Annotated in this window: 21 protein-coding genes and 1 tRNA gene; 16 read left to right on the top strand and 6 right to left on the bottom strand. The window is 66.1% G+C overall.

The annotated features are described in order from the left end of the window. Position 1: 1 nt before the first annotated feature. Positions 2–517, bottom strand: coding sequence for a cytochrome c oxidase subunit II (locus BLU74_RS12535; RefSeq protein ID WP_089767737.1), 516 nt, complete (start codon positions 515–517; stop codon positions 2–4). Positions 518–519: 2 nt separating this feature from the next. Then, positions 520–792 carry a ba3-type terminal oxidase subunit CbaD gene (locus BLU74_RS12530; RefSeq protein ID WP_217635375.1) on the bottom strand — a complete coding sequence of 91 codons (273 nt, stop codon included), beginning with the start codon at positions 790–792 and terminating at the stop codon, positions 520–522. A 99-nt stretch (positions 793–891) separates the two neighbouring features. Between BLU74_RS12530 and BLU74_RS12525 the strand changes: the two genes are divergently transcribed. The 8 genes from BLU74_RS12525 to BLU74_RS12490 all read left to right on the top strand — a co-directional run bounded on the left by BLU74_RS12525 (position 892) and on the right by BLU74_RS12490 (position 9023). Continuing rightward, positions 892–1104: a DUF8131 family protein gene (locus tag BLU74_RS12525; RefSeq protein WP_089767734.1), complete on the top strand. Its 213-nt coding sequence runs from the start codon at positions 892–894 to the stop codon at positions 1102–1104. Positions 1105–1149: 45 nt separating this feature from the next. After that, positions 1150–1941: a sulfite exporter TauE/SafE family protein gene (locus BLU74_RS12520; protein WP_394327874.1), complete on the top strand. Its 792-nt coding sequence runs from the start codon at positions 1150–1152 to the stop codon at positions 1939–1941. Between the two features lie 3 nt (positions 1942–1944). Next, positions 1945–4458, top strand: coding sequence for a heavy metal translocating P-type ATPase (locus tag BLU74_RS12515; protein ID WP_089767730.1), 2514 nt, complete (start codon positions 1945–1947; stop codon positions 4456–4458). 137 nt (positions 4459–4595) lie between these two features. Beyond that, on the top strand, positions 4596–5102 hold the full coding sequence (locus tag BLU74_RS12510) for a hypothetical protein (RefSeq protein ID WP_089767727.1): 507 nt from the start codon (positions 4596–4598) through the stop codon (positions 5100–5102). Positions 5103–5159: 57 nt separating this feature from the next. Then, positions 5160–6014, top strand: coding sequence for a universal stress protein (locus BLU74_RS12505; protein ID WP_089767724.1), 855 nt, complete (start codon positions 5160–5162; stop codon positions 6012–6014). Positions 6015–6123: 109 nt separating this feature from the next. Then, positions 6124–7107, top strand: coding sequence for a class I SAM-dependent methyltransferase (locus tag BLU74_RS12500; protein WP_089767721.1), 984 nt, complete (start codon positions 6124–6126; stop codon positions 7105–7107). 55 nt (positions 7108–7162) lie between these two features. Beyond that, a tRNA-Thr gene (locus BLU74_RS12495) sits at positions 7163–7235 on the top strand. Positions 7236–7367: 132 nt separating this feature from the next. Beyond that, positions 7368–9023, top strand: a complete 1656-nt coding sequence (locus BLU74_RS12490; protein ID WP_089767719.1) for a hypothetical protein — start codon at positions 7368–7370, stop codon at positions 9021–9023. Positions 9024–9069: 46 nt separating this feature from the next. Here the strand turns inward: BLU74_RS12490 and BLU74_RS12485 are convergent, their stop codons facing one another. The 3 genes from BLU74_RS12485 to BLU74_RS12475 form a co-directional block, all read right to left on the bottom strand. Beyond that, positions 9070–9924 carry a protein phosphatase 2C domain-containing protein gene (locus BLU74_RS12485; protein ID WP_089767716.1) on the bottom strand — a complete coding sequence of 285 codons (855 nt, stop codon included), beginning with the start codon at positions 9922–9924 and terminating at the stop codon, positions 9070–9072. Positions 9925–9995: 71 nt separating this feature from the next. Then, positions 9996–10538, bottom strand: coding sequence for an NUDIX hydrolase (locus BLU74_RS12480; protein WP_089767715.1), 543 nt, complete (start codon positions 10536–10538; stop codon positions 9996–9998). A gap of 77 nt (positions 10539–10615) precedes the next feature. Further along, positions 10616–11131 carry a DUF1643 domain-containing protein gene (locus BLU74_RS12475; RefSeq protein WP_089767713.1) on the bottom strand — a complete coding sequence of 172 codons (516 nt, stop codon included), beginning with the start codon at positions 11129–11131 and terminating at the stop codon, positions 10616–10618. 213 nt (positions 11132–11344) lie between these two features. Between BLU74_RS12475 and BLU74_RS12470 the strand changes: the two genes are divergently transcribed. The 6 genes from BLU74_RS12470 (at position 11345) to BLU74_RS12445 (ending at position 16556) form a co-directional block, all read left to right on the top strand. Continuing rightward, positions 11345–12553 carry a sensor histidine kinase gene (locus BLU74_RS12470; protein WP_245705794.1) on the top strand — a complete coding sequence of 403 codons (1209 nt, stop codon included), beginning with the start codon at positions 11345–11347 and terminating at the stop codon, positions 12551–12553. A gap of 45 nt (positions 12554–12598) precedes the next feature. Beyond that, entirely contained in the window at positions 12599–13468 is an 870-nt protein-coding gene (locus BLU74_RS12465; RefSeq protein ID WP_089767711.1) for a geranylgeranylglycerol-phosphate geranylgeranyltransferase, read from the top strand. Positions 13469–13638: 170 nt separating this feature from the next. Continuing rightward, the gene (locus BLU74_RS12460) at positions 13639–14250 is read left to right on the top strand and encodes an RAD55 family ATPase (protein WP_089767709.1); all 612 of its coding nucleotides are present in this window, start codon (positions 13639–13641) and stop codon (positions 14248–14250) included. A gap of 314 nt (positions 14251–14564) precedes the next feature. Then, positions 14565–15230: an AIM24 family protein gene (locus BLU74_RS12455; RefSeq protein WP_089767707.1), complete on the top strand. Its 666-nt coding sequence runs from the start codon at positions 14565–14567 to the stop codon at positions 15228–15230. Positions 15231–15266: 36 nt separating this feature from the next. Next, positions 15267–15734 (top strand): hypothetical protein, encoded by a 468-nt coding sequence (locus BLU74_RS12450; RefSeq protein WP_245705793.1) that lies wholly within the window; start codon positions 15267–15269, stop codon positions 15732–15734. A gap of 102 nt (positions 15735–15836) precedes the next feature. Beyond that, positions 15837–16556, top strand: coding sequence for an SDR family NAD(P)-dependent oxidoreductase (locus tag BLU74_RS12445; RefSeq protein WP_089767705.1), 720 nt, complete (start codon positions 15837–15839; stop codon positions 16554–16556). A 33-nt stretch (positions 16557–16589) separates the two neighbouring features. Here the strand turns inward: BLU74_RS12445 and BLU74_RS12440 are convergent, their stop codons facing one another. Further along, on the bottom strand, positions 16590–17099 hold the full coding sequence (locus BLU74_RS12440; protein ID WP_089767703.1) for a hypothetical protein: 510 nt from the start codon (positions 17097–17099) through the stop codon (positions 16590–16592). A gap of 405 nt (positions 17100–17504) precedes the next feature. Here BLU74_RS12440 and BLU74_RS12435 point away from each other — a divergent pair, with 405 nt between their 5' ends. Further along, on the top strand, positions 17505–17936 hold the full coding sequence (locus BLU74_RS12435) for a type IV pilin domain-containing protein (protein WP_089767701.1): 432 nt from the start codon (positions 17505–17507) through the stop codon (positions 17934–17936). A 153-nt stretch (positions 17937–18089) separates the two neighbouring features. Continuing rightward, positions 18090–20711 carry a heavy metal translocating P-type ATPase gene (locus BLU74_RS12430; RefSeq protein ID WP_089767699.1) on the top strand — a complete coding sequence of 874 codons (2622 nt, stop codon included), beginning with the start codon at positions 18090–18092 and terminating at the stop codon, positions 20709–20711. Positions 20712–20746 lie beyond the last annotated feature (35 nt).

The raw sequence follows: 20746 nt of genomic DNA, 5'->3' as shown, positions 1-20746 counted from the left end.
TTCAGTTCACCACCATACTCTCGTTCCACTGGCTCTGCGGCACGACCTGAATACTGCCCTCCATCGCGTGGTGGGCCGATCCGCAGTACTCGTGACAGAGCAGTCCGTACTCAGTCGGTTCGCCGAACTCGACGGTGATCGTCGCGACCTGTCCCGGGATCGCCATCGTGTTGGCGTTGGTCCCGACGATCTCGAAGCCGTGGACGACGTCTCTGGACGTGATGTGGAAGGTCACCTCGGAGTTGGCCGGCACCCGGATCGGGTCCGACGTGCCGGGGTCGAACGCGAACTGATAGGCGACCACGTAGACGTCGTACTCGTTTTCGCCGGTCTTGTACGTTCCCGGCTCGCTGAACTTGGGATGGTCGCTGATCGCGTTCGGCTCGATCTGTCCACCGTCGTCGTCGACCATCTCGATACCGGCGCCGACCGCACCGTAGGAGATGGTCGCGATGAAGCCGACGATGAGGAGCAGTGCGCCCGCCAACCAGATTTTCTCGTATCTGTGTATCTCCATAGTTATCCGATCACCGTCAGGTCACCGCCGAGGAACTCGACGAAGTACATAAATATCCACATCGCACCGACGATCGCCATATAGATCGCGATGAGGACGAGTGTCCCGATCGGATCGAAGTCGTCGTGGTCGATCTGTCTGACGACCCCGGCGCGGCCCGAGCCGATCACGTACCCCTCGTCGTCGATCGATTCCGTGTCGGGAATCGACGCTCCGTCACCGGCCCCCTCGCCGGCCGACGTCGGCATCTCCTCGGATTCCGGTTCTGCTGCCATATCGACGCGTCTGGACTAAAGATTCTTGAACGAACGGAGAGATTCCTACACCATGAGAATCAGCGAAATGTCGAATCACCCCGACTCGGTACTGAGCGTATGGAACTGACGCCGCGTGTCGCAGGAATGGCCGCGCTGTTAGCGATCCTTCCGGTCGCCGCGTTCGGGCTCTTCCGGACGTGGTGGGCCGGGGCGATCACGCTCGTCAACGTCCTCCTCATCGCCGTGAGTCTGTACCTGCTCTTCTCGCCGACCGAGGGAGCGGATCACGGCTCCCACGAGGACGCCGCGAGCGGCGAAGAGGCGGTCTGATCGGCCGTGCCGGGGCCTTCGACGGTCGAGTCCCTCGCGGTCCTGCTGTCAGCCGGCGGTCTCGATGCGCTCCCGGCATCGAACGTCGAGGCAGGAGTCTTTCTGATCGTGGGCGCGCTCGGCGGGGCGCACTGCCTGGGAATGTGTGGGCCGCTGGTGAGCGTCTACGCCGACCGACTCCAGGCCACCGAAGCGACCGAGGACCGGCTCTCGGTCCGGCAGGTCAGACAGCACGCGCTGTTCAATCTCGGCCGAGCAGGCGGGTACGCCGTCGTCGGAGCGGTTCTCGCACTCGTCGGCGCCGTCACCGTCGGCGCAGCCGACGCCGTCGTCGCCATCGGTAACGGCGTCCGGGCCGCGACGGGGATCGTCGTCGGCGCGCTCATCATGACGACGGGCGTCTCGTACCTCGGCGGCGGCACCGGTGGGGTAATTCGGATGCCGGACGGGATCTCGGCCGTCTTCGGTCGCGTCAGTGCCGCGCTCACGAGTCGCGTCGACGCGCTCGTCGGCGACGTCCGGATCGTCGGCCTCGGCGTCGGGCACGCGTTCCTCCCCTGTCCGATCACGTTCCCCGCGTACCTGTACGCGTTCGCGATCGGCGATCCGTTCCGGGCGGCGTTTCTGCTGTCGCTCCTGGGACTCGGGACGTTCCCGACGCTCTTCGTCTACGGGACGGCGCTCGGGTCGCTGTCGGTCGGTCGTCGCCGGACGCTCCACCGCGTCCTCGGTGTCGCCTTCCTCGCCCTCGGATATTTGCCGCTCGCACACGGATTGATGCTCGTGGGCATCCACATCCCGCATCCGATGATTCCGATCTACCAGCCGCTGGGGTGACCAATGCGTTCAGACAGCACCGACGACGCCGGCACCTGTTCGCTGTGTGACCTCCCGACGCCGGACCCGCCGGTGACCGACGCGGACGTCGCGGGCACGTACTGCTGTCGCGGGTGCCTGGAAGTCGCCCGATCGATCGGCGGCCCCGACGAGGCCGGACCCGCAGCGATCGACGACGAACTCGACAGCGCGACGAGCGAGCCGGCGGCTGCCGAGGTCCCAGACGACGCCGCCGAGACGTACCTCGCGGTCGACGGAATGCACTGTGCGACCTGCGAGCGGTTCATCGAGTCGACCGCCGCGGAGGACGATGGCGTCTACGGGGTGGAGGCGTCCTACGCGACGGACATGCTCTCGGTCACGTACGACCCCGAGCGAACGACCGTCGACGACCTCGGCGAACGGCTCTCGCGGTACGGCTACGACATCGAGGATCCAGAGGGAAGCGAAGCCGACGAGCGCGACGGGCTGGCGACGCTCCTCATCGGCGGCGGGATCTTCGGGATGATGGTGATGGTCTGGTACGCGGTCTTCCTGTATCCGACGTACCTCGGCTTCGAGCCGTTCGTCGATCTCGGCGGACTGGACGGGCTCTACGTCCTCGGCAACGTCTGGGTGATGTCCTCGATCGTGCTGTTCTACACGGGCTATCCGTTGCTTCGAGGGGCGTACGTCAGCCTCCGCGCCGGACAGCCCAATATGGACTTGCTCGTCGCGCTCGCGGCGGTGTCGGCGTACCTCTTCAGCGTCGGTGCGGTGCTCGCCGGGCGCACGCACGTCTACTTCGACGTGAGCGTCGCGATCGTACTCGTCGTCACGGTGGGGAACTACTACGAGGCCCGAGTCAAGCGACGTGCCGCCGGCCGACTGACGGACCTGACGAGCGCCCGCGTCGACGAGGCGACGCGGCTCGCCGCCGACGGATCCACCGAGACCGTCTCGGTCGAAGAGTTGGGAGCGGGCGATCGCGTGGTGGTGCGGCCGGGTGAGCGTATCCCCGTCGACGGCGTCGTCGTCGAGGGGAGCGCCGCCGTCGACGAGTCGCTCGTGACCGGCGAATCGATGCCCGACCGTCGCGGCCCGGGCGCGGAGGTACTCGGCGGCACCATCGTCACCGACGACCCGATCACGGTCGAGGTGAGCGACGCGGCCACCAGCACGCTCGATCGGCTGGTCGAACTGCTCTGGGAGATCCAGTCGTCGCGCTCGGGCGCACAGCGCCTCGCTGACAAACTGGCGACGGTCTTCGTTCCCCTCGTCCTCGCACTCGCGACACTCACGACGGTGGGCTCCCTCGCGTTCGGGATCCCCCTCACGGACGCAGTCCTCACCGGGCTGACGGTGCTCGTCGTCTCCTGTCCGTGTGCGCTCGGTCTGGCGACGCCGCTGGCCGTGGCGGCCGGGATCCGCGACGCGGCCGATGCGGGCGTGGTCGTCGCTTCCGACGCGGTGTTCGAGGACGCCGCCGACGCCGACGTCGTCGTCTTCGACAAGACCGGGACGCTGACCGATGGGCGGATGCGGGTCGTCGACGTCGTCGGAACCGAGTTCGACGGGGACGGCGGGGCGATCGCGGCGGACGGCGGCCGGACCGACGGCGGCTCCGTCAGGGCCGCATCGACCGACCCCGACGCGGAGGCGCTGGAGCGCAGGGCGCTCGAGTTGGCCGCTGCCGTCGAGCGGTACGCATCCCACCCGATCGGGGCCGCGGTCGTCGAGGCGGGCCCGGACGCGCTCCCGAACGTGACCGACCCGACGGTTCACGCGAAGGGTGTCCTCGGCACCGTAGACATCGGAAACGAGGGCGAACCGTCCGTGTCCGGGACTGATTCCGGGATCGAGGTCGCGGTCGGGGCTCCCGAGTTCCTCCGGTCACGAGGGTACGCGATGTCGCGTTCGATCCGGGCGGCGACCGACCGAATCCGCGAGAACGGACGCGTTCCGACGGTCGTCGGCTGGGACGGACGCGCGCAGGCCGTCCTCGGCGTCGGCGACGCGCCGCGTGAGGAGTGGGACCGCGTCGTCTCGACGCTGGGGGCGGACCGAGACGTCGTCGTGCTCACCGGGGACGACGAGCGGGCGGCCGAGGGGTTCCGGCGGCACGACGCGATCGACGAGGTGTTCGCCGGCGTCCCGCCGGAGGCGAAGGCGCAGACGGTCGAGCGCCTCCGCTCGCGCGGGACCGTCGCGATGGTCGGCGACGGTTCGAACGACGCGCCGGCGCTGGCGGCGGCGGACGTCGGGATCGCGCTCGCGTCGGGGACAGATCTCGCCGGAAGCGCGGCCGACGCGGTGATCGTCAAGGAGGGACTCGGCGCCGTGCCGACGGTCTTCGACGTGGCTCGTGGAACGCACCGCCGGATCCGCGAGAACCTCGGGTGGGCGTTCGTCTACAACCTCGTGGCTGTCCCGCTGGCGATCACGGGCGTCCTCAACCCACTGCTGGCGGCCGTCGCAATGGGCGCGAGCAGTCTGCTCGTCGTCACCAACTCTTCGCGGTCGATCGTGCGCGAGTAACGCGGTGTGCGCACCGGCCTGGACCGTCTCAATCGCCGGGGAGGCCCGATCCCGGATGCTCGGCCTGCCACGACGACGGGAAAAACGGCCGAACCGGGAAGTACAAGTTCGGTGCGCCCCTGTTTTGCATCGTTCCGATGATCGACGAGGGTGCGCCCGTCGACTTCGAGGAGTTCCGACCGGGGGATCCGTACGACATCGACCGCCCCGAGGGATGGTCGGCGCAGTACCGCGACCGAACGGCCGTCTACGAGAACGACCGCGGCGACCACCGCATCCGTATCGTGGAGTTCTCGAAGGGGCTGTCGCTGTACTGGTGGGTCGACGTCTACGTCGGCGAGGAGGGCTGGCACCGGCAGGAGGTCGGCCTCGGCGACAGTTACACCGACCCCGAGGCGGCCGCCGCCGCCGTCGAATCGTACCTCGACGTCGTCGGGGAGAGCGACGGGCGCGACGGAGCGACGGGCGGTGAACGCCCACCGTCCAGTGGAGGGAGGCCCGATCGCGAATCGGTGGCCGCCCGCCGGCACGCCCCCGGCCCCGACGGCTGGACGCTCGACGACGCCCGACCGGAGACTGCCGCGTCGGATTCGACGTCGTCGGATGAGCGCGGTTCCGGGCCCGACACGGACGCAACCGAGTGAGCACCCGACCCGCTCGCAGGGACGGACTTTTTCTCGGCACCCGACGAAGGAGCGCGTATGACCAGCCCCACGTCGGTCGCAGTCGATCGGATACTCGTTCCGCTCGATGGGAGTGAGAGCGCGATGCCGGCCCTCGAGCACGGGATCTCGCTCGCAGTGGAGGCGGACGCGACGGTTCACCTCGTGGCGGTCGTCGACCCGTACGGACTGTCGAGCGTCGCAGAGCGCAGCGAGGTCGAAGCCGAACTCGAAGAGGCCGTCACCGACGCCGCAGCACGGGTACAGGACGCGGGAGCGACGGTCAGAACCGCGGTGGAGTCCGGGTTCCCCCACGAGGAACTCCTGTCGGTCGTCGACCGCGAGGGGATCGATCTGATCGCGATGGGAACGCACGGTCGGACCGGGCTCGACCGGTACGTCCTCGGCAGCGTCGCGGAGAAACTGGTCCGTCTCTCGCCGGTGCCCGTCCTGACCGTCCGGGAGGACGCGACCGGCGAACGACCGTATCGGAACGTGGTCGTCCCGACCGACGGGAGCGACGCCGCCGTGCCGGCCGAACGGTGGGGCGTGGGGCTCGCCGACCGATTCGGCGCCGGCGTCCGCGCGCTCTCGGTCGTTCCAGTGGGGCCAGTCCGATCGAGCGAGACGACCGCAGCTCTGGAAGAGGCTGCCACCGCGGCGGTCGAACGAGTCACGTCGCGAGCGACGGAGGCGGGCGTCGAGAGCAGCCAGGTGATCGAACACGGGGTGCCGCACCGGAAGATTCTCGACGTCTGTGAGCGGACGAGCGCGGATCTCGTCGTGCTCGGGACGCACGGGCGGACGGGGGTCGAGCGGTTCGTCTTGGGGAGTGTCGCGGAGAAAGTCGTCCGGCTTTCGGAGATGCCCGTGCTCGTCGTGCCGGCGGAGTGACCACGGCAGGCTGACACGACCGGCGTGGCGGCCCTCACTGTGATTCCAGTGTCGCCGCCGACACGGGGCGAAACGTCACGCTTACTCCGATCGCTCGCGACGTCCCGGTATGACCGTCCCCTGCGTCCGCGTCTCGACGAGCGAAGGCGAGGCGGTCCGGAGCGCGCTCGCCTCGCGTGACCTCCTGGATCGCGAGCGGGAGATCACCGTCGAGGACGGATCGCTCTACATCCCCGTGATCGACGCGGAAGCGGTGCCCGAGCAGCACGACGTCGTCGCGTACGACGCCCCCGTGCGGGAGACGCAGACGGCGCCCGCGGAACTGCTGGGCTTCGAGCCCTCCTACGAGCGGCTCGGGGACATCGTCATTCTCGACGAGGACGACGAGGAGCGCGCCCGGCGGATCGCCGACGCGATTGTCGACTCCGACCTCCGCGCGTCGACCGTCGTCAACCGGGCCTCGAAGGTGAAGGGTGAACTCCGCGTCCGCGAGTGGGACGTGCTAGTCGGGGAGTCGACGGAGACCGTCCACCGGGAGTACGGCTACGAGTTCGCGCTGGACATCGCGGCCGTCTACTTCTCGCCGCGGCTCGCGACCGAGCGACACCGCGTGATCGAACAGGTCGCTGCGGGGGAGCGCGCTCTGGATATGTTCGCCGGCGTCGGTCCCTTCGCCGTGCCGATGGCCGGCCGGGGAGCCGAGGTGGTGGGTTGCGATCTCAACGCGACGGCCGTGACCTACCTCCGCGAGAACGCCCGTCGCAACGGCGTGGCCGATCGCGTGACCGCCATCGAAGGTGACGTCCGCGGTCTCACCGACGAGTACGCCGACTGGACCGACCGGCTGGTGATGAACCTCCCCCACAGCGCCGACGAGTTCCTGGACACGGCGGTGACGCTCGCTGGCGAGGAGTGCGTGCTTCACTACTACGACATCCAGCACGAGGACGATCCCTTCGGCCCGGGCGAACGAGCCATCCGTGAGGCCGCCGAACCGGACTACGAAGTCACGGTCGAGACCGAGCGGATCGTCCGATCGTACGCGCCGCACGAGTACAACGTCTGCCTCGACGTCCGCCTGACGGCGCGTTGATTCGGAAGCCTTTTCTAAATCATCGGAGTACACCTGAGTGCGTAACGACGACCGTGCCGGGGTAGCTCAGCTGGCAGAGCGATTCCTTCGTAAGGAATAGGTCGAGGGTTCAAATCCCTCCTCCGGCTCTCTTCTGTCGATGCACTAACGTCAGTGAGCAACGTGCCAATGGGATTTTGCCTTCCGGCCTCGCGTGTCTTTACAACTGCGTAGTTCCACTAGACTCAAAGACTAAGCAGTCGGATCCTGAACAGGTTCGTATGCCGATCGACGGTGACCTCTGGGGAACGATCGAAACACAGCGCCAGGATGCGATCGACAATCCACCGGCATCGATGTCGGCGTTTCGCGAGGGGTACCCGCGCCGCTCGTTCTTCGAGGAACTCTACGACGAGGCAGGTGGCTCTGACGGGTCAAAACGGCGGATTCCGCTCTCGTACTACACGAAAGCCTGCGGGTGGGCCAGCGACTATCCGCTGCTCTATCGACGAGTAGCGGGATTCATCAATCCAGGCGCACTCGATCGTCTCAGTTTCGACGAGTACGTCCTGCGGGAGTTCGGCTGTCGGAGCGAGACACTCGCCAAACTGACCGCTGACGGCTGGTTCGTACCGATGCTTGTACGGCGAGAACAGTACGGACCGAACGCCGCCGAGGCCATCGAGTCGTTCTTCGAGCGCGTCGACGAGGAGGAGACTCGGTGGGAAGTCGAGCCGAAGTATCTCAATCTCGTCGATACGACGCTGGAGGCCGCCGCAACCGAGAAACTCGACGACACCGCCGCCTACGTGCGGGCACCGGGTGGCGACAGAATCGACATCGAGGCGACGAAGCGTCGCTGGAAGGAACAGGAACCCTGGGCGTCGTTGCCGACAGAGGGTATCGACAACGTACACGGCGTCGACGTTCACGACGACCTTCAGGAGTATATCGTCGAACGGGCGGTCAAACTTCGCCTGCTCGACGACGTATACAACGTCATCACCGCGGATCAGGAGCGAACCAACAATCTCCGCGAACTCGCAGAGCGCTACGTTTCCGGCGAAGCGGAAACCCGCGAGACGCTGGTCAGGACAGCCTACGTCCTCTGGAATCATTACGGGACCCCGGCATACTACTGCGACTTCACTGGGAGTGTCGACGTCGGCCCCAACCCGGCTCGTCGGTACGTAGATTATCTCCTCTCACAGGCGAAAGCGCTCTTCGGCAATCTCTGGAACCGACTCGAGGGGACGATTCAGGACGAGCCGCTACAGACGAAAGAGCTGAATATCTGGGAGACCGACGGCGCTCACCTCTCCGAACTGCTCCGATTTTCGCCGTCAGAGGCTCGCGAACTGGAATTAGGCGACCGATACCGGTTCCTCGCGGGACGGGCGGACCACTTCGACGATCACTACGAGGCACTCAGAGATCGACTCAACACGGTCGTCGACGACGGAACCACGTACGACGAGTACGCGACGATCGTCGCCGATCACAACGACCGAACGCCGAGTCTCTCCCGACGAGTGCGCAAACGGTTGCTCGGTGACAGCGACGAGAGCTTCAGCGCGCGGCACATCGCCTCCGGGGTCGGAGACACACTCCACGTTGGAACCGCAGCGTGGACGCTGTTGGACCTGGCTCGACACGCTGAAGCGTACGACCTCGTCCCGACGCCCGAATCTGCACTGTTCAATTTCGCGGGCGCAAGCTTCCGCGCCCCCGAGCGGATCGCAGACCTGGCACAACACAGCGACGCTCCCGCACAACTCAAAGGACTCACTGCTGACGACGTCGGGGTCGTGGAGCGGGACGACGTGTCCTACGCCGACGTGTGGCGGATGCCGTACGCGGGACGAAACGAGCGGATCCGGAAGTTCCGCTGGGTGGCGGAGGAAACGTTGACAAACACCCTTTCGCCGCTCCCGTGATCGGCCGGCGAGTGAACAGGTCTGAGAGATTATTCAGTCGTCGGAGTCACTCAGTGAAACCCACCAATGCGAGAGCGACGTCATCGCCGGTTCGGACGCCGGTAGACGCACTCTTCGGGAGGGCGCTCTCGGCGCGCCGTAACTCCTCGACGACGGCCTCCGCGCCCTCGCTGATAGCCGCGGAGAGTACGGCACCCCAGTCGGTTAGTGCGTCGTGTACTTCCACAATCGGATCCAAGCCGTCGGAGTGCAGCACCACCGCGTCAACCTCCGTTCGCTCGATCGTTCCATCGGTCGCGAACCGCGCCGCGAGCGGATTCGTCTGGGCGACCCAGTAGCCGCCGGGTGTGTTAGCGTACTGGCGAGTCTCACGGATGTACGCGCGGACGTCCCTGTCGGTCGTCTCGCCACCCGCTCTGGCCAGGTTTCGCCGGCGCTGCGTCTCCGCGTCGATCTCGTCGAGAATCCCGGGAGAGGTGATCCGTTCAGTGCCGCCGTCAGAGCGTCGGTAAAGCGTCGACGCGTCACAGAGCGTGAGGTACTCGATCCGGTCGTCGTCCCATCTGAGAACCGAGGCCGTACAGGCGGGCAGTTCGTAGCGCTTGACAGCCGTTTCGAGCGAGGAATCGGCGCTGTCTGGCACGCACTGAGCGAGATCCTCCGCAGTGTCGGCGATCGACGCTTCGAGAAGTGCGTCGAGTGGGCCGTCGCGGTCGATGCGCGAACGAAGGGCGGCATCGAGGGTCTCGACGTACCAACGACCGTCGCTCGCCGCGTCGGTGAACGATCGGTCGCCAAACCCGCTCGTCCCGTCGAGTACCCACGCGGCCCCCGCAGTGGTACGCACGAGATCTTCACACACGGATCCGCCGGCGTCGCGGATCGTTTCGATCCGGGGCATACGGGTAAGAGGGGGTCGATCCCAAAAGGAGCGGCGGTGAGATGAGCCGGAACGCACTCGGTAACGATCGGTTACAGTCCCTCGATGAACCCCTCACGCTGGGCGAGGATCAGCGGGGTCAGGTTCCACTCGGCCGCTGGATCGTCGCAGACACGGTTGAGTGCGTCCGCGACGGGAACGCGCTTGATATCCTGCACTTCCGGTTCAGTCTCGTGCGCCGGAGCGGGGCTGAAGTCGTCGACCCAGACGACGTCTCGTTGGGCGCGGGTCCACGCGCTGAAATAAAACGACCCGAGGTGCGTCGTCGTCGACGGCTCGAACCCAGTTTCCTCGGCGAACTCACGGCGCGCAGCCGCTTCGGGCGTCTCGCCATCATCGATCCCGCCGCCGGGGAGTTCGAGCAAGCGACGTTGCAGGCGCGGGCGATACAGTTCGACGAACAGGACGTCGCCGTCGTCGACGCCGAGCGCGATGACGCCGCCCGCAGCATCGAAGTCGATTCGGTAATAGTCGTTCGGGGTCCCGTCCGGTTGTTCGACGGCTTCCCGTTCGACCGCAAAGTACGGGTTCGCGTACTCGATCTCGGAATCGAGCACGGGCCACTCGTCAGTCATTCGTGAGTGAACGGTGCCGCGGGATCTATAAACCGTCCTCGGAACGAACTGATCTCGGAGAGGGTTCGAGGCCTCACTTACGGCCACGGTTCCGGCTCCAGATCGGCCGACTTGCGCAGCGGGTGGCCGGGGTGTCCCTCCCGAGTCGTCGTCAGCGCGTCCCACTCGACGTCGAGAGTGGAAACGACCTCGCTCGCACGGTCACGGTACGTCCCGTCGATACCCCAGGCGGCGACGACTCGGTCGGCCCCAGCGACAATCCGGCGGAGGTACTCGTCGTTCCGCGGCCCGACAGGATCACGAGCCCGTTTGAGGTCCTCCCGATCGGTCGCTCGGTAAGCAAAGAGGTTCCCGAGGACCAGTTGTCCGTATCCCCAGTCCCGCGCGAACCGCTCGCACGTCGTGACCGTGTTGTCGTTCTGCGTCTCGTCCGCAGTCGAGGGGTTGAGCGCGACGAAGGCGACCGTCGGTTCAGCCCGATCCCACGTCCGCCACAGACAGTACCGGTACTGCCTGTCGGGGCTGACTATCGCACCGGCATCGTCAGCATCGGCCACGCGCCTGTCGTCGTCGCCGAGTGCGTCCCAAGCCATCGGGTTGATAGTGGGCGCCCCGCTACTTTGTGCTATCTTTCCACCCGACGTGTTCTATCTCTCTATCTCTTATTCTCAATATTGAAATGGATCTGTGGGTAGAAGACGTTTCTAAGTCCGTATGTGAGTGCACTGCCGATCCACTAACGCTTAATTATCAATACTGATTTTGATAAGGGAACAGCTATACAAATCGACTCACGACACAATACTATGAGCGACACCGATGGGGGTATCGACACGATCACCGCGAACCTTCCCCGCTACGTTCGGGCGGTCGCATTCGGTCTCTTTGCCGTCCACCTGCTCTCGTTTGCCATTCTCAGAGGCCTCTCTATCGACCAACTGATCGCGTCCGACTTCCACGTCAGCGTGGTGACGATCTATCCCTTCCTCGCCGCGATGGTGTACGGGAGCCGGTGGCTCAAACGGAGCGAGCTCCCGATGAAGTACCACGCTCGGATCCGGAACTGGTTCGTCGGGGGACTCGCCGGCTTTCTATCATTGAACCTGGTGATGATCGCGACGTGGCCCGCAGGGTCCCTGCACAACAACCTCGGGTGGGCACTCTTCGCAGCGAGCGTCGGCGGTGCCGCGGGGCTCGGAATCGGGCTCTTAGAAGCCCGGCGGATCTGGCACGCTATTCGCGCCGACAGACAGAGCCAGCAGCGTCGCGAAATCGAAACGCAGAATCAGCGGCTCGTTGGGTTCGCGGAATCCGTCGCGCACGACCTCAGGAACCCGCTCAACGTCGCGGCTGGAAATCTGGAACTCGCGCGACGGGAGCCGAGCGAGGAGTACTTCGAAAACATCGAGGCCGCCCACGAGCGGATGGCGACGCTCATCGAGCAGTCGATGGAATTGGCCCGGAGCGGACGCGATATCGACGAGACGGAGGAGGTCGATCTGGAATCGTTCGTCGAGCGCTGCTGGTCGAACGTCCCGACCGGGGACGCCCGCCTCGACGTCGAGGCGTCCGCGACAGTCGAGGCCGATCCCGAGCGCCTGTCTCAACTCTTGGAGAACCTCCTTCGAAACGCCGTCGAACACGGTGCCGTGAGTGCTCAGCCACCGGCTGCGGAAGCCATCGCTGAGCAGGGCTCGACGGACCACTCCTCCCAACCGCGGGCGGATCCCGGTCTGACTGTCTCCGTCGGCCCGCTCTCGGACGGGAAGGGGTTCTACGTCGCTGACGACGGCGATGGAATTCCCGAATCCGAGCGGGAGAGCGTGCTCAAATCAGGGTATTCCTCGAACGCGAACGGAAGCGGGCTTGGACTGGCGATCGTCAGCCGGATCGCGGCGGCGCACGGCTGGCAGATCGATATCGACGAGAGCGTCGACGGTGGGGCCCGGTTCGAGTTCCGCATCGACGCGCCGGAGCGAGCGGTGGGAACCGGACCCACAGCCGAGAACGGCTGATCGACTCCGCGCCCTTTATTTCGCCGCCGCGGGCACCGAGTAGGTATGGACTCAGGCGGGCGGACGGCGACCGCCACGCTCCGTGGCCTGCTGGACCTCACGCGGCCGGGTAACGCGATCGCTGCGGGCGTGCTCACGTTTACGGGCGCGTTCGTCGCGCGAGGGTTCGACGCGGCCCCGCTCGCTGTGATCGCGGCCGTGACGGCGACCGTCTGTGCGACCGCCGCGGGCAACGCGATCAACGACTACTTCGACCGTGACATCGACCGCATCAACCGCCCGGACCGCCCGATTCCCCGCGGGGCCGTCTCCGCGCGCGGCACCCTGGCGTTCAGTGTCGCGCTGTTTCTCGGTGCGGTGGTCGCCGCGCTCGCCCTGCCGCTGGCCGCTCTCGCGATCGCCGTCGCGAACCTCCTGGCACTCGTTGCATACACGGAGGTGTTCAAGGGGCTTCCCGGCGTCGGGAACGTCGTCGTGGCGTATCTCACGGGGTCGACGTTCCTCTTCGGGGCCGCAGCGGTGGGCCGCCTCTGGAACCCGGCCGTCCTCGTGCTGTTCGCCCTGGCGGCGCTGGCGACCGCGACGCGAGAGATCGTGAAGGACGTCGAGGATCTCGCGGGCGACCGCGAGGAGGGCCTCCGAACGCTCCCGATCGTGATCGGCGAGTCGAACGCGCTCTGGATCGCCGCTGTCGTCCTCTTCGTGGCGGTCGGGGCCAGCGCCGTCCCGTATCTGATGGGGACCTTCGGCGTGGCCTACGTCGCCATCGTCGTCGCGGCCGACGCGGTGATGCTCGATGCGACGCGCCGATCCTTCACCGATCCGTCGATCGGGCAGCGACGGTTGAAGCGGGGAATGTTCCTCGCTGCGATCGGATTCGTCGCCGGACGGGCCGCCGCCGCGGGCCTCGTCTGATCGAAACTGATCGACTTTCCGACAATATCGGCGGAGAATCGACCGGCAGGATCAAAAAGAATATTATCTGCAACCGATATGGTTTACTCATCTAATGACTCCCGGCGAGTCGATCAACCGGACGACCGACCCCGCAGTTCTAGCTGGCGGCTCGACGCCGAGGACCCCAGATGTATGACCTCGGCCCGGACCTCGACAGAGAGGTCCCCCCGGGAACGAACATCCTGGTGAGTGGTCCTCCGCTGTCCGGGAAGCGGTCGCTCGCGCTCGACATTCTAGCATCAGGCACCGAGAAGGGCGAAGGCGCGATCATCGTCACCACCAAAGACGGCGCCGACCGCGTCCTGGACGACTTCGAGAAGCGCACGCCGTACGAGGACCGGCCCGTCGCGATCGTCGACTGCGTGACCCGACAGCAGGGCGTCGGCGACGTCCGCGACAGCGACCGGATCAAATACACCTCCTCACCGGTCGATATGACCGGAATCGGAATCAAGCTCTCGGAGTTCCTGCAGTCGTTCTACCAGAACCAGGAGATCGAGCAGAATCGCGTGATGCTGCACTCGCTGTCGACGCTGCTGATGTACTCGGATCTCCAGACCGTCTTCCGCTTCCTCCACGTCTTCACCGGACGGGTACAGAGCGTCGACGGCCTCGGCATCTTCGCGATCGACGCCAGCGCCCACGACGACCAGACGATGAACACCCTGAAACAGTTGTTCGACGGAATCATCACGACGCAGGAGGACGGGCCGGTGTCGGTCCGTCTCGCGGGCGACTGAGAGCGCGGTTCTTCTCGGAGGGGCCCGAATCGGCGGCGGCCCAGCGGAACCGGCCGTCGACCTCGTCGTACTCGTTGATGGTCACGTCCGCGGGACGCGGATGGCCGGGGTGAAAGCTAGTTCAGTCTGGTCCAGTTCAGCCCGGTCCAACCCAGGCCAGTCCAACCCAGTCCAGTCGGCCCTGGACTCGGAACGATTGCTGTGGACGTCGTGTCGGATCGGCCCGATCGATACCGGGTGGTCGAGAGTGCGTCGGTGAAACCCGGATTTGACTCTCCATCGGGACTTTATTACCCGGCGCCGATATCGAAGCTATGGATCTAGCGGAGTTCACGCGGTCGAACGCGCCCGAAGCGGGCGGGACCGGATTCCAGAAAGAGAACAGCCGACTGCTCGACGTCCCAGTCGATGGGACCGTGATGGTCAAAGCGGGCACGATGATCGCCTACACCGGCGAGATGACCTTCACCGGGAGGTCCTCCGCCGAGGGCGGCATCACCGGCTTCGTCAAGGAGGCCGTCAGCGGCGAGGGCACGCCCGTGATGGAAGCCGAGGGCCACGGACACCTGTACGTCGCCGATCAGGGAAAGAAAGTACAGGTGCTCGATCTCGACCCCGAGGAGTCGATCTCCGTCAACGGCAACGACGTCCTCGCGTTCGAGTCGGGCGTCGACTTCGAAATCAACACCGTGGGAAGTCTTTCGGGAGCCGCCGCGGGCGGCCTGACGAACGTCTACCTCTCGGGCCCGGGGCAGGTCGCGCTCACGACCTTCGGCGACCCGCTCGTGATGACGCCGCCGGTTTATACCGACCCCGACGCCACCGTCGCCTGGAGTACGAACCTCTCGCCGTCGATCGCGACGAACAAAGCGATCGAGATCGGGCAGCAATCGGGCGAGACGATGCAGATGGAGTTCACCGGATCCGAGGGCTTCGTCGTCGTCCAGCCCCACGAGGAAGGTGGCCAGACCCACGGGTGAAGACGGGTCGAAGTCGCGGCCCGCGGTACTGATTCGATGAGTGAGGAAACACCACCGACCGACCGAGTGACAGAGCCCAGCGTTTCCGATCACCTGCGGCCGACCGTTCCGGCCTACGACGACGGCGTCTATCGCGTCGTCGGGGTCGACGACGACCGGGTGACACTCCTGCGAGTGACCGACGAGCAGGGTCGACGGGCGCACACGGGCGAAGTGCTCACGGTGTCCCACGAGGAGCTATCCGGATTCGAACCGGCCGGAAATCCGAGGGGAGGCCGGACCCTCCGTGCCGTGGTCATGTCGGCCCCGGAGACGGCGTACTGGTCGTTCCGCGCGTTCGGACAGCAGCTGAAAACGGCACCACTTCCGGCCGCCATCGCCGCTGGGACGGTGATACTCGGACTCGTCGGGGACCTAGCCGACGTGCTGCCGAGTCTTCTCGCAGGCATCCTGCTCCTTCTGGGCAGTCTCGGCCTCGCGTACGTCGGCAGCGGTCGGGCGTAGCATTCGGTGGCCACGCTGACCGGAGGTGGCACCGACGAGACGACGGCGAGGGGACGACGGCACGACCACCACAGTTTTGCAGCGGACGGCCGAGCAGCGGATATGGCACGCACTGCCATCATTGCCGGTGTCGGTCCCGGACTGGGCGAGTCGCTCGCACGGACGTTCGCGGCGGAGGGCTGTCAGGTGGCGCTGTTCGCCAGATCAGGTGATTTCATCGAAGACCTCGCGGCCGACCTTCCCGACCCGGGAGAGGGACTAGCGGTCCCCACCGACCTCCGGGACGTCGAAGCGATCAGAGAGGGCTTCGAGACCGTCCGGGAGGCCTTCGGCCCCGTGGACGTACTCGTGAACCACGCCAGCGGCGCGTCGTGGCAGGGGTTGTTGGACGCGAGCGTCGAGGACTTCGAGCGGGCCTGGGAGGTCGGCGCGCGTGGCGCGTTCGTCTGTTCGCAGGAGGCCGTGAGCGATATGGTCGAGCGCGGCGGTGGGACCGTCCTCTTCACCGGGGCGACCTCCGCGGTCCGGAGCCTCGGCGGCACGATCGGGTTCACCGCGGCGAAGTTCGCTGCTCGCGGGATGGCGATGGACATCGCTCAGGAGTTCGGCCCCGAAGGCGTCCACGTCGCACACGTCGTCATCGACGGACAGATCGACGGGCCCGACGCCCGCGAACGAGCGCCGGACCGCGGCCCGGAGACGTTCCTTGACCCCGACGAGATGGCCGAGACCTACTGGCACCTCGTCGAGCAGGATCAGGTGGACACGATGCCGTTCGAGGTACACATCACGAACGGACCGCAGAACACCGAGTTCCTCTGAGGCGGCCGGGCGTCGTCGCCGGGCGGGCGGCTCTCAGTAGCCGAACGCGGCGTCGACGATCGCGACAGTCTGGCCGGTACCCACGACGAGGAGCCCCCCGATCTGGAGCGACGGGGAGGCCGTCGCGAACCCCGCGGCGTACCCAATCGCACCGAGCACCGACGCGAGACCCCCGCCGTAGTAGCGTCGGGGCCTGTCGGCCCCGCGCCGCGCGGTGTCGACGAAGCCGACTACGGGGAGGAACATCCAGCCGTACAGCGCGAGCGCCTGGAGCAGCGCCCCTCCGGTGTCGATCCGGAAGCCGACCGTCCCGAGCAGCGTGACCACGAATCCGACCGCGATGACCCACCACCACACGCGGAGCGTGCCCTCGCGCATGTCTGCACGTCCGGTCACCGCGAAGACCGCGAGGAGTACCGACATCACCACGTGAGCGATGAAGAGGGTCGACGCCGCGACGACGTCGAGGTGCGCGGCGGTGACGAAGATCCACGCCAGCGGCACCAGCAGGGCCGGTCCGAACTCGCGAGCCTGTCGGAGCATATTTCGACCGACTCGCGGCCTCGGCAAATCTCCTTGGGTCTCTCACGGCCGACGACATCGATCTGCGCCGCCCGCTGAGAGGCGTCGTCGACGACTGTCCTGCCTTCGGAGACTGGGTTACCACTACTCTAGTGGCCGTCACCGGTGCGAGCGGCCTCGGGTTCCTCGGTTCACCCTGACAGTTGTGTGGCCGGCCGACAGCCGGCACAGATATTCGATCGTGATAATACCGTACGCTCGGGGGCGCAGACTAGCCACCGGCAGCTATCACCCATATATCGGCGGGAGAAAGGGTTGAGCACCGCTTTCGCGTTGCGCTATACTGACAGAACTGTTACCAGTTTTGATACTTGAGGGCGTAGGGTTATGTGTGGGAAGAGGGAAACTAAGAGCAGAGGCAAATCGATGAACATCAAGAAGGTATTCACAGAGGACCGGGCAGTCAGCCCCGTTATCGGCGTCATCCTGATGGTCGCGATCACGGTCATTCTCGCGGCCGTCATCGGGACGTTCGTGCTGAATCTCGGACAGGAAGTCCAGCAGTCGTCTCCGCAGGCGACGTTCGACATCAATTCGACTGATTTGACCGACGGTAGTAACGCGACTATCACGCACACGAACGGTGACTCGATAGAAACTGCAAATCTTTACGCGAACGGAGATATCTATAATTCGAGTAACTCCGTAACCTCGTTCAAGAGGAGTATAAGCGGTGATACGATGAGCGCCGGAGAGTCCTTCGAGGTCGAGGCCAACTCGGATAGCGGAACGATCAGCGTCACCTGGGAGGCCACTGACGGGAGTTCCTCGGCGACACTGCAGACGTTCGACTACTGAGAACGCCCGCAGCCAGCTCTCGACTGCCCTCCATTTGCCGTTCCGTCTCGGACAAGTATAATAACTCATAGCGTTTTCAATAATAATCAAAGCCATTTTGGACCGGCTAGATAGCAGTTAGTTTCATAACTCGGAACCGCTTACCCTCGCGTAATGACCACGTCCGAGACCGACTCCGACGGTGGGGACGACGCGTCTCGATCGTCTTCGTCTGCCGACGGCGAGGACCCCCCCGCGGCTGGCGACGCGCCGGAGCCGGCGGCAAATCGTGCCGAGGTCGCGGAGTACGCCGTCCCGGAGATGGATTGTCCGTCCTGCGCGGAGAAAGTCGAGCGGAGCGTGGAGACACTCGACGGAGTCGACGCGGTCGACCCCCGGGTGACGACCGGACAGGTGTCGGTCACGTTCGCCAGCGACGAGACGACGCCGACAGAGATCACAGAGCGGATCGAGAAGGCCGGGTACACGGTCGAGAATCCGGCCGCCGAGATCGAACTGACCGTCCCCGGGATGGACTGTGCCTCCTGTGCGGGGAAGGTCGAAACCGCTCTCGACGACGTCGGCGTCACCGAGTACGACACCCGACCGACGACGGGGACTGTGCAGATCGCATACGACCCGGCGTCGACGTCGGAGGCCGACCTCGTCGGCGCGGTGGAGAACGCCGGCTACGAAGTGACCGGGTCGACCGGGGGCGAATCCGGGGCGCGGGCCGACGACGGCGAGGACCGCGAGCGCGTCTGGCGAAGTTCGCGGGCGATCAAGACCTGGATCAGCGGCGCGTTCGTCGGACTCGGACTGCTCTTCGAGTTCGCGCTCCCCGGGGCGGATTTCCTCGTGGCGGCGGTCCTCGGTCGGGAACTCTTCCTCGCCGACGTGTTCTTCCTCGTCGCCGTCGGCGTCGCCGGCCAGGTGATCTTCCGAAACGGCTACTACTCGGCGATGAATCGGAGCCTCGACATCGACCTGCTGATGAGCATCGCGATCGGCGGGGCGCTCGTCGCGAGCCTCGCCTTCGGCGAATCGCTCTACTTCGAGGCGGCGACGCTGGCGTTCCTGTTCAGCGTCGCGGAGTTACTGGAGCGCTACTCGATGGACCGCGCTCGCAACTCGCTGCGAGAGTTGATGGACCTCTCGCCGGACGAGGCCACGGTGAAACGCGACGGGGCAGAGGTGACCGTGCCCGTCGACGAGGTGTCTCTCGGCGACGTCGTCGTCGTCCGCCCGGGCGAGAAGATCCCGATGGACGGCGTAGTCCGGGACGGTGAGAGCCCCGTCAACCAGGCGCCGATCACCGGTGAGAGCGTCCCGATCGACAAGACAGCCGGTGACGAGGTGTACGCTGGCACGATCAACGAGGGCGGGTATCTCGAGGTCGAGGTCACCTCCGAGGCCGGCGACGACACCCTCTCGCGGATCGTCCAGATGGTCGAGGACGCCCAGTCGAACAAAACCGAACGCGAACAGTTCGTCGAGCGGTTCTCCGCGTACTACACGCCGATCGTCGTCGGCTTTGCCGTGCTTGTCGCGGTCGTCCCTCCCGTCGTGTTCGGCGGCTCGTGGCCGACGTACATCGTCTACGGGCTCACGCTGCTCGTACTCGCGTGTCCATGTGCGTTCGTCATCTCGACGCCCGTCTCGGTGGTCTCGGGGATCACCAGCGCCGCGAAGAACGGGGTGCTGATCAAGGGCGGCAACCACCTCGAGGCGATGGGTGCCGTCGACGCGGTGGCATTCGACAAGACGGGGACGCTGACGAAGGGCGAACTCACCGTCACTGACGTCGTCCCGTTGAGCGGCAACACCGAGGCGGACGTGCTCAGGTGCGCTCGCGGACTCGAACGCCGGAGCGAGCACCCGATCGGGGAGGCGATCGTCACGGCGGCCGGTGCCGAACAAGTCGGCGAGCCCGACATCGAGGACTTCGAGAGCATCACGGGCAAGGGCGTCCGCGCGGACCTCGACGGGACGCCCCACTTCGCCGGGAAGCCGGGGATGTTCGAGGACCTGGGATTCGACCTCTCGCACGTTCACGCGACGACCGACGGCGGGGTCGTCACGCAGACGGCTCAGGGGATCTGTGACCGACACAACTGCCTCGATCTGCTCGAAGACACCGTCCCCAGACTGCAGTCTGAGGGCAAGACCGTCGTCCTCGTCGGGACAGAAGACGAACTCGAGGGGGTCATCGCAGTCGCCGACGAGATCCGCCCGAGCGCGGTGGAGACGATCGACCGCCTGCGCGACCTCGGCGTCGAACGGACGGTGATGCTCACCGGAGACAACGACCGAACGGCCCGCGCCATCGCCGAACGCGTCGGTGTCGACGAGTACCGCGCCGAACTGCTGCCGGAGGCGAAGGTCGAGGCGATCGAGGAGCTGACCGAGACGCACGACGGCGTCGCGATGGTCGGCGACGGCGTGAACGACGCGCCCGCGCTGGCGACGGCCACGGTCGGGGTGGCGATGGGCGCGGCCGGCACCGACACCGCGATCGAGACGGCCGACATCGCCCTGATGAGCGACGACCTCTCGAAGCTCCCGTACCTGTACGAACTCGCCGGGCAGGCCAACGGCGTCATCCGGCAGAACATCTGGTCCAGCCTCGCGGTCAAGGCGGGGCTGGCACTGGCGGTCCCGTTCGGCTACGTCCCGATCTGGGTGGCCGTGCTCGCCGGCGACGCGGGGATGACGACCGCCGTGACCGGCAACGCGATGCGGCTGTCGCGGCTCCGACCAGCGACGGAGACCGATAGCGAGTCCACGGTCGGCTGAGGGACCGGCACTGATTGGGCGTGATCGGCCGCTTC

It is taken from the genome of Halobellus clavatus, from assembly GCF_900107195.1.
GTDB lineage: Archaea > Halobacteriota > Halobacteria > Halobacteriales > Haloferacaceae > Haloquadratum > Haloquadratum clavatum.
Note: the sequence above shows the minus strand (reverse complement) of the source record. Positions and strands in the feature narration are given on the sequence as shown.

Excerpts from the sequence above, each read along its gene's own strand:
- BLU74_RS12535 (WP_089767737.1), bottom strand. The coding sequence starts at position 517 with ATGGAGATACACAGATACGAGAAAATCTGGTTGGCGGGCGCACTGCTC.
- BLU74_RS12530 (WP_217635375.1), bottom strand. The coding sequence starts at position 792 with ATGGCAGCAGAACCGGAATCCGAGGAGATGCCGACGTCGGCCGGCGAG.
- BLU74_RS12525 (WP_089767734.1), top strand. The coding sequence starts at position 892 with ATGGAACTGACGCCGCGTGTCGCAGGAATGGCCGCGCTGTTAGCGATC.
- BLU74_RS12515 (WP_089767730.1), top strand. The coding sequence starts at position 1,945 with ATGCGTTCAGACAGCACCGACGACGCCGGCACCTGTTCGCTGTGTGAC.
- BLU74_RS12510 (WP_089767727.1), top strand. The coding sequence starts at position 4,596 with ATGATCGACGAGGGTGCGCCCGTCGACTTCGAGGAGTTCCGACCGGGG.
- BLU74_RS12505 (WP_089767724.1), top strand. The coding sequence starts at position 5,160 with ATGACCAGCCCCACGTCGGTCGCAGTCGATCGGATACTCGTTCCGCTC.
- BLU74_RS12500 (WP_089767721.1), top strand. The coding sequence starts at position 6,124 with ATGACCGTCCCCTGCGTCCGCGTCTCGACGAGCGAAGGCGAGGCGGTC.
- BLU74_RS12490 (WP_089767719.1), top strand. The coding sequence starts at position 7,368 with ATGCCGATCGACGGTGACCTCTGGGGAACGATCGAAACACAGCGCCAG.
- BLU74_RS12485 (WP_089767716.1), bottom strand. The coding sequence starts at position 9,924 with ATGCCCCGGATCGAAACGATCCGCGACGCCGGCGGATCCGTGTGTGAA.
- BLU74_RS12480 (WP_089767715.1), bottom strand. The coding sequence starts at position 10,538 with ATGACTGACGAGTGGCCCGTGCTCGATTCCGAGATCGAGTACGCGAAC.
- BLU74_RS12475 (WP_089767713.1), bottom strand. The coding sequence starts at position 11,131 with ATGGCTTGGGACGCACTCGGCGACGACGACAGGCGCGTGGCCGATGCT.
- BLU74_RS12470 (WP_245705794.1), top strand. The coding sequence starts at position 11,345 with ATGAGCGACACCGATGGGGGTATCGACACGATCACCGCGAACCTTCCC.
- BLU74_RS12465 (WP_089767711.1), top strand. The coding sequence starts at position 12,599 with ATGGACTCAGGCGGGCGGACGGCGACCGCCACGCTCCGTGGCCTGCTG.
- BLU74_RS12460 (WP_089767709.1), top strand. The coding sequence starts at position 13,639 with ATGTATGACCTCGGCCCGGACCTCGACAGAGAGGTCCCCCCGGGAACG.
- BLU74_RS12455 (WP_089767707.1), top strand. The coding sequence starts at position 14,565 with ATGGATCTAGCGGAGTTCACGCGGTCGAACGCGCCCGAAGCGGGCGGG.
- BLU74_RS12450 (WP_245705793.1), top strand. The coding sequence starts at position 15,267 with ATGAGTGAGGAAACACCACCGACCGACCGAGTGACAGAGCCCAGCGTT.
- BLU74_RS12445 (WP_089767705.1), top strand. The coding sequence starts at position 15,837 with ATGGCACGCACTGCCATCATTGCCGGTGTCGGTCCCGGACTGGGCGAG.
- BLU74_RS12440 (WP_089767703.1), bottom strand. The coding sequence starts at position 17,099 with ATGCTCCGACAGGCTCGCGAGTTCGGACCGGCCCTGCTGGTGCCGCTG.
- BLU74_RS12435 (WP_089767701.1), top strand. The coding sequence starts at position 17,505 with ATGAACATCAAGAAGGTATTCACAGAGGACCGGGCAGTCAGCCCCGTT.
- BLU74_RS12430 (WP_089767699.1), top strand. The coding sequence starts at position 18,090 with ATGACCACGTCCGAGACCGACTCCGACGGTGGGGACGACGCGTCTCGA.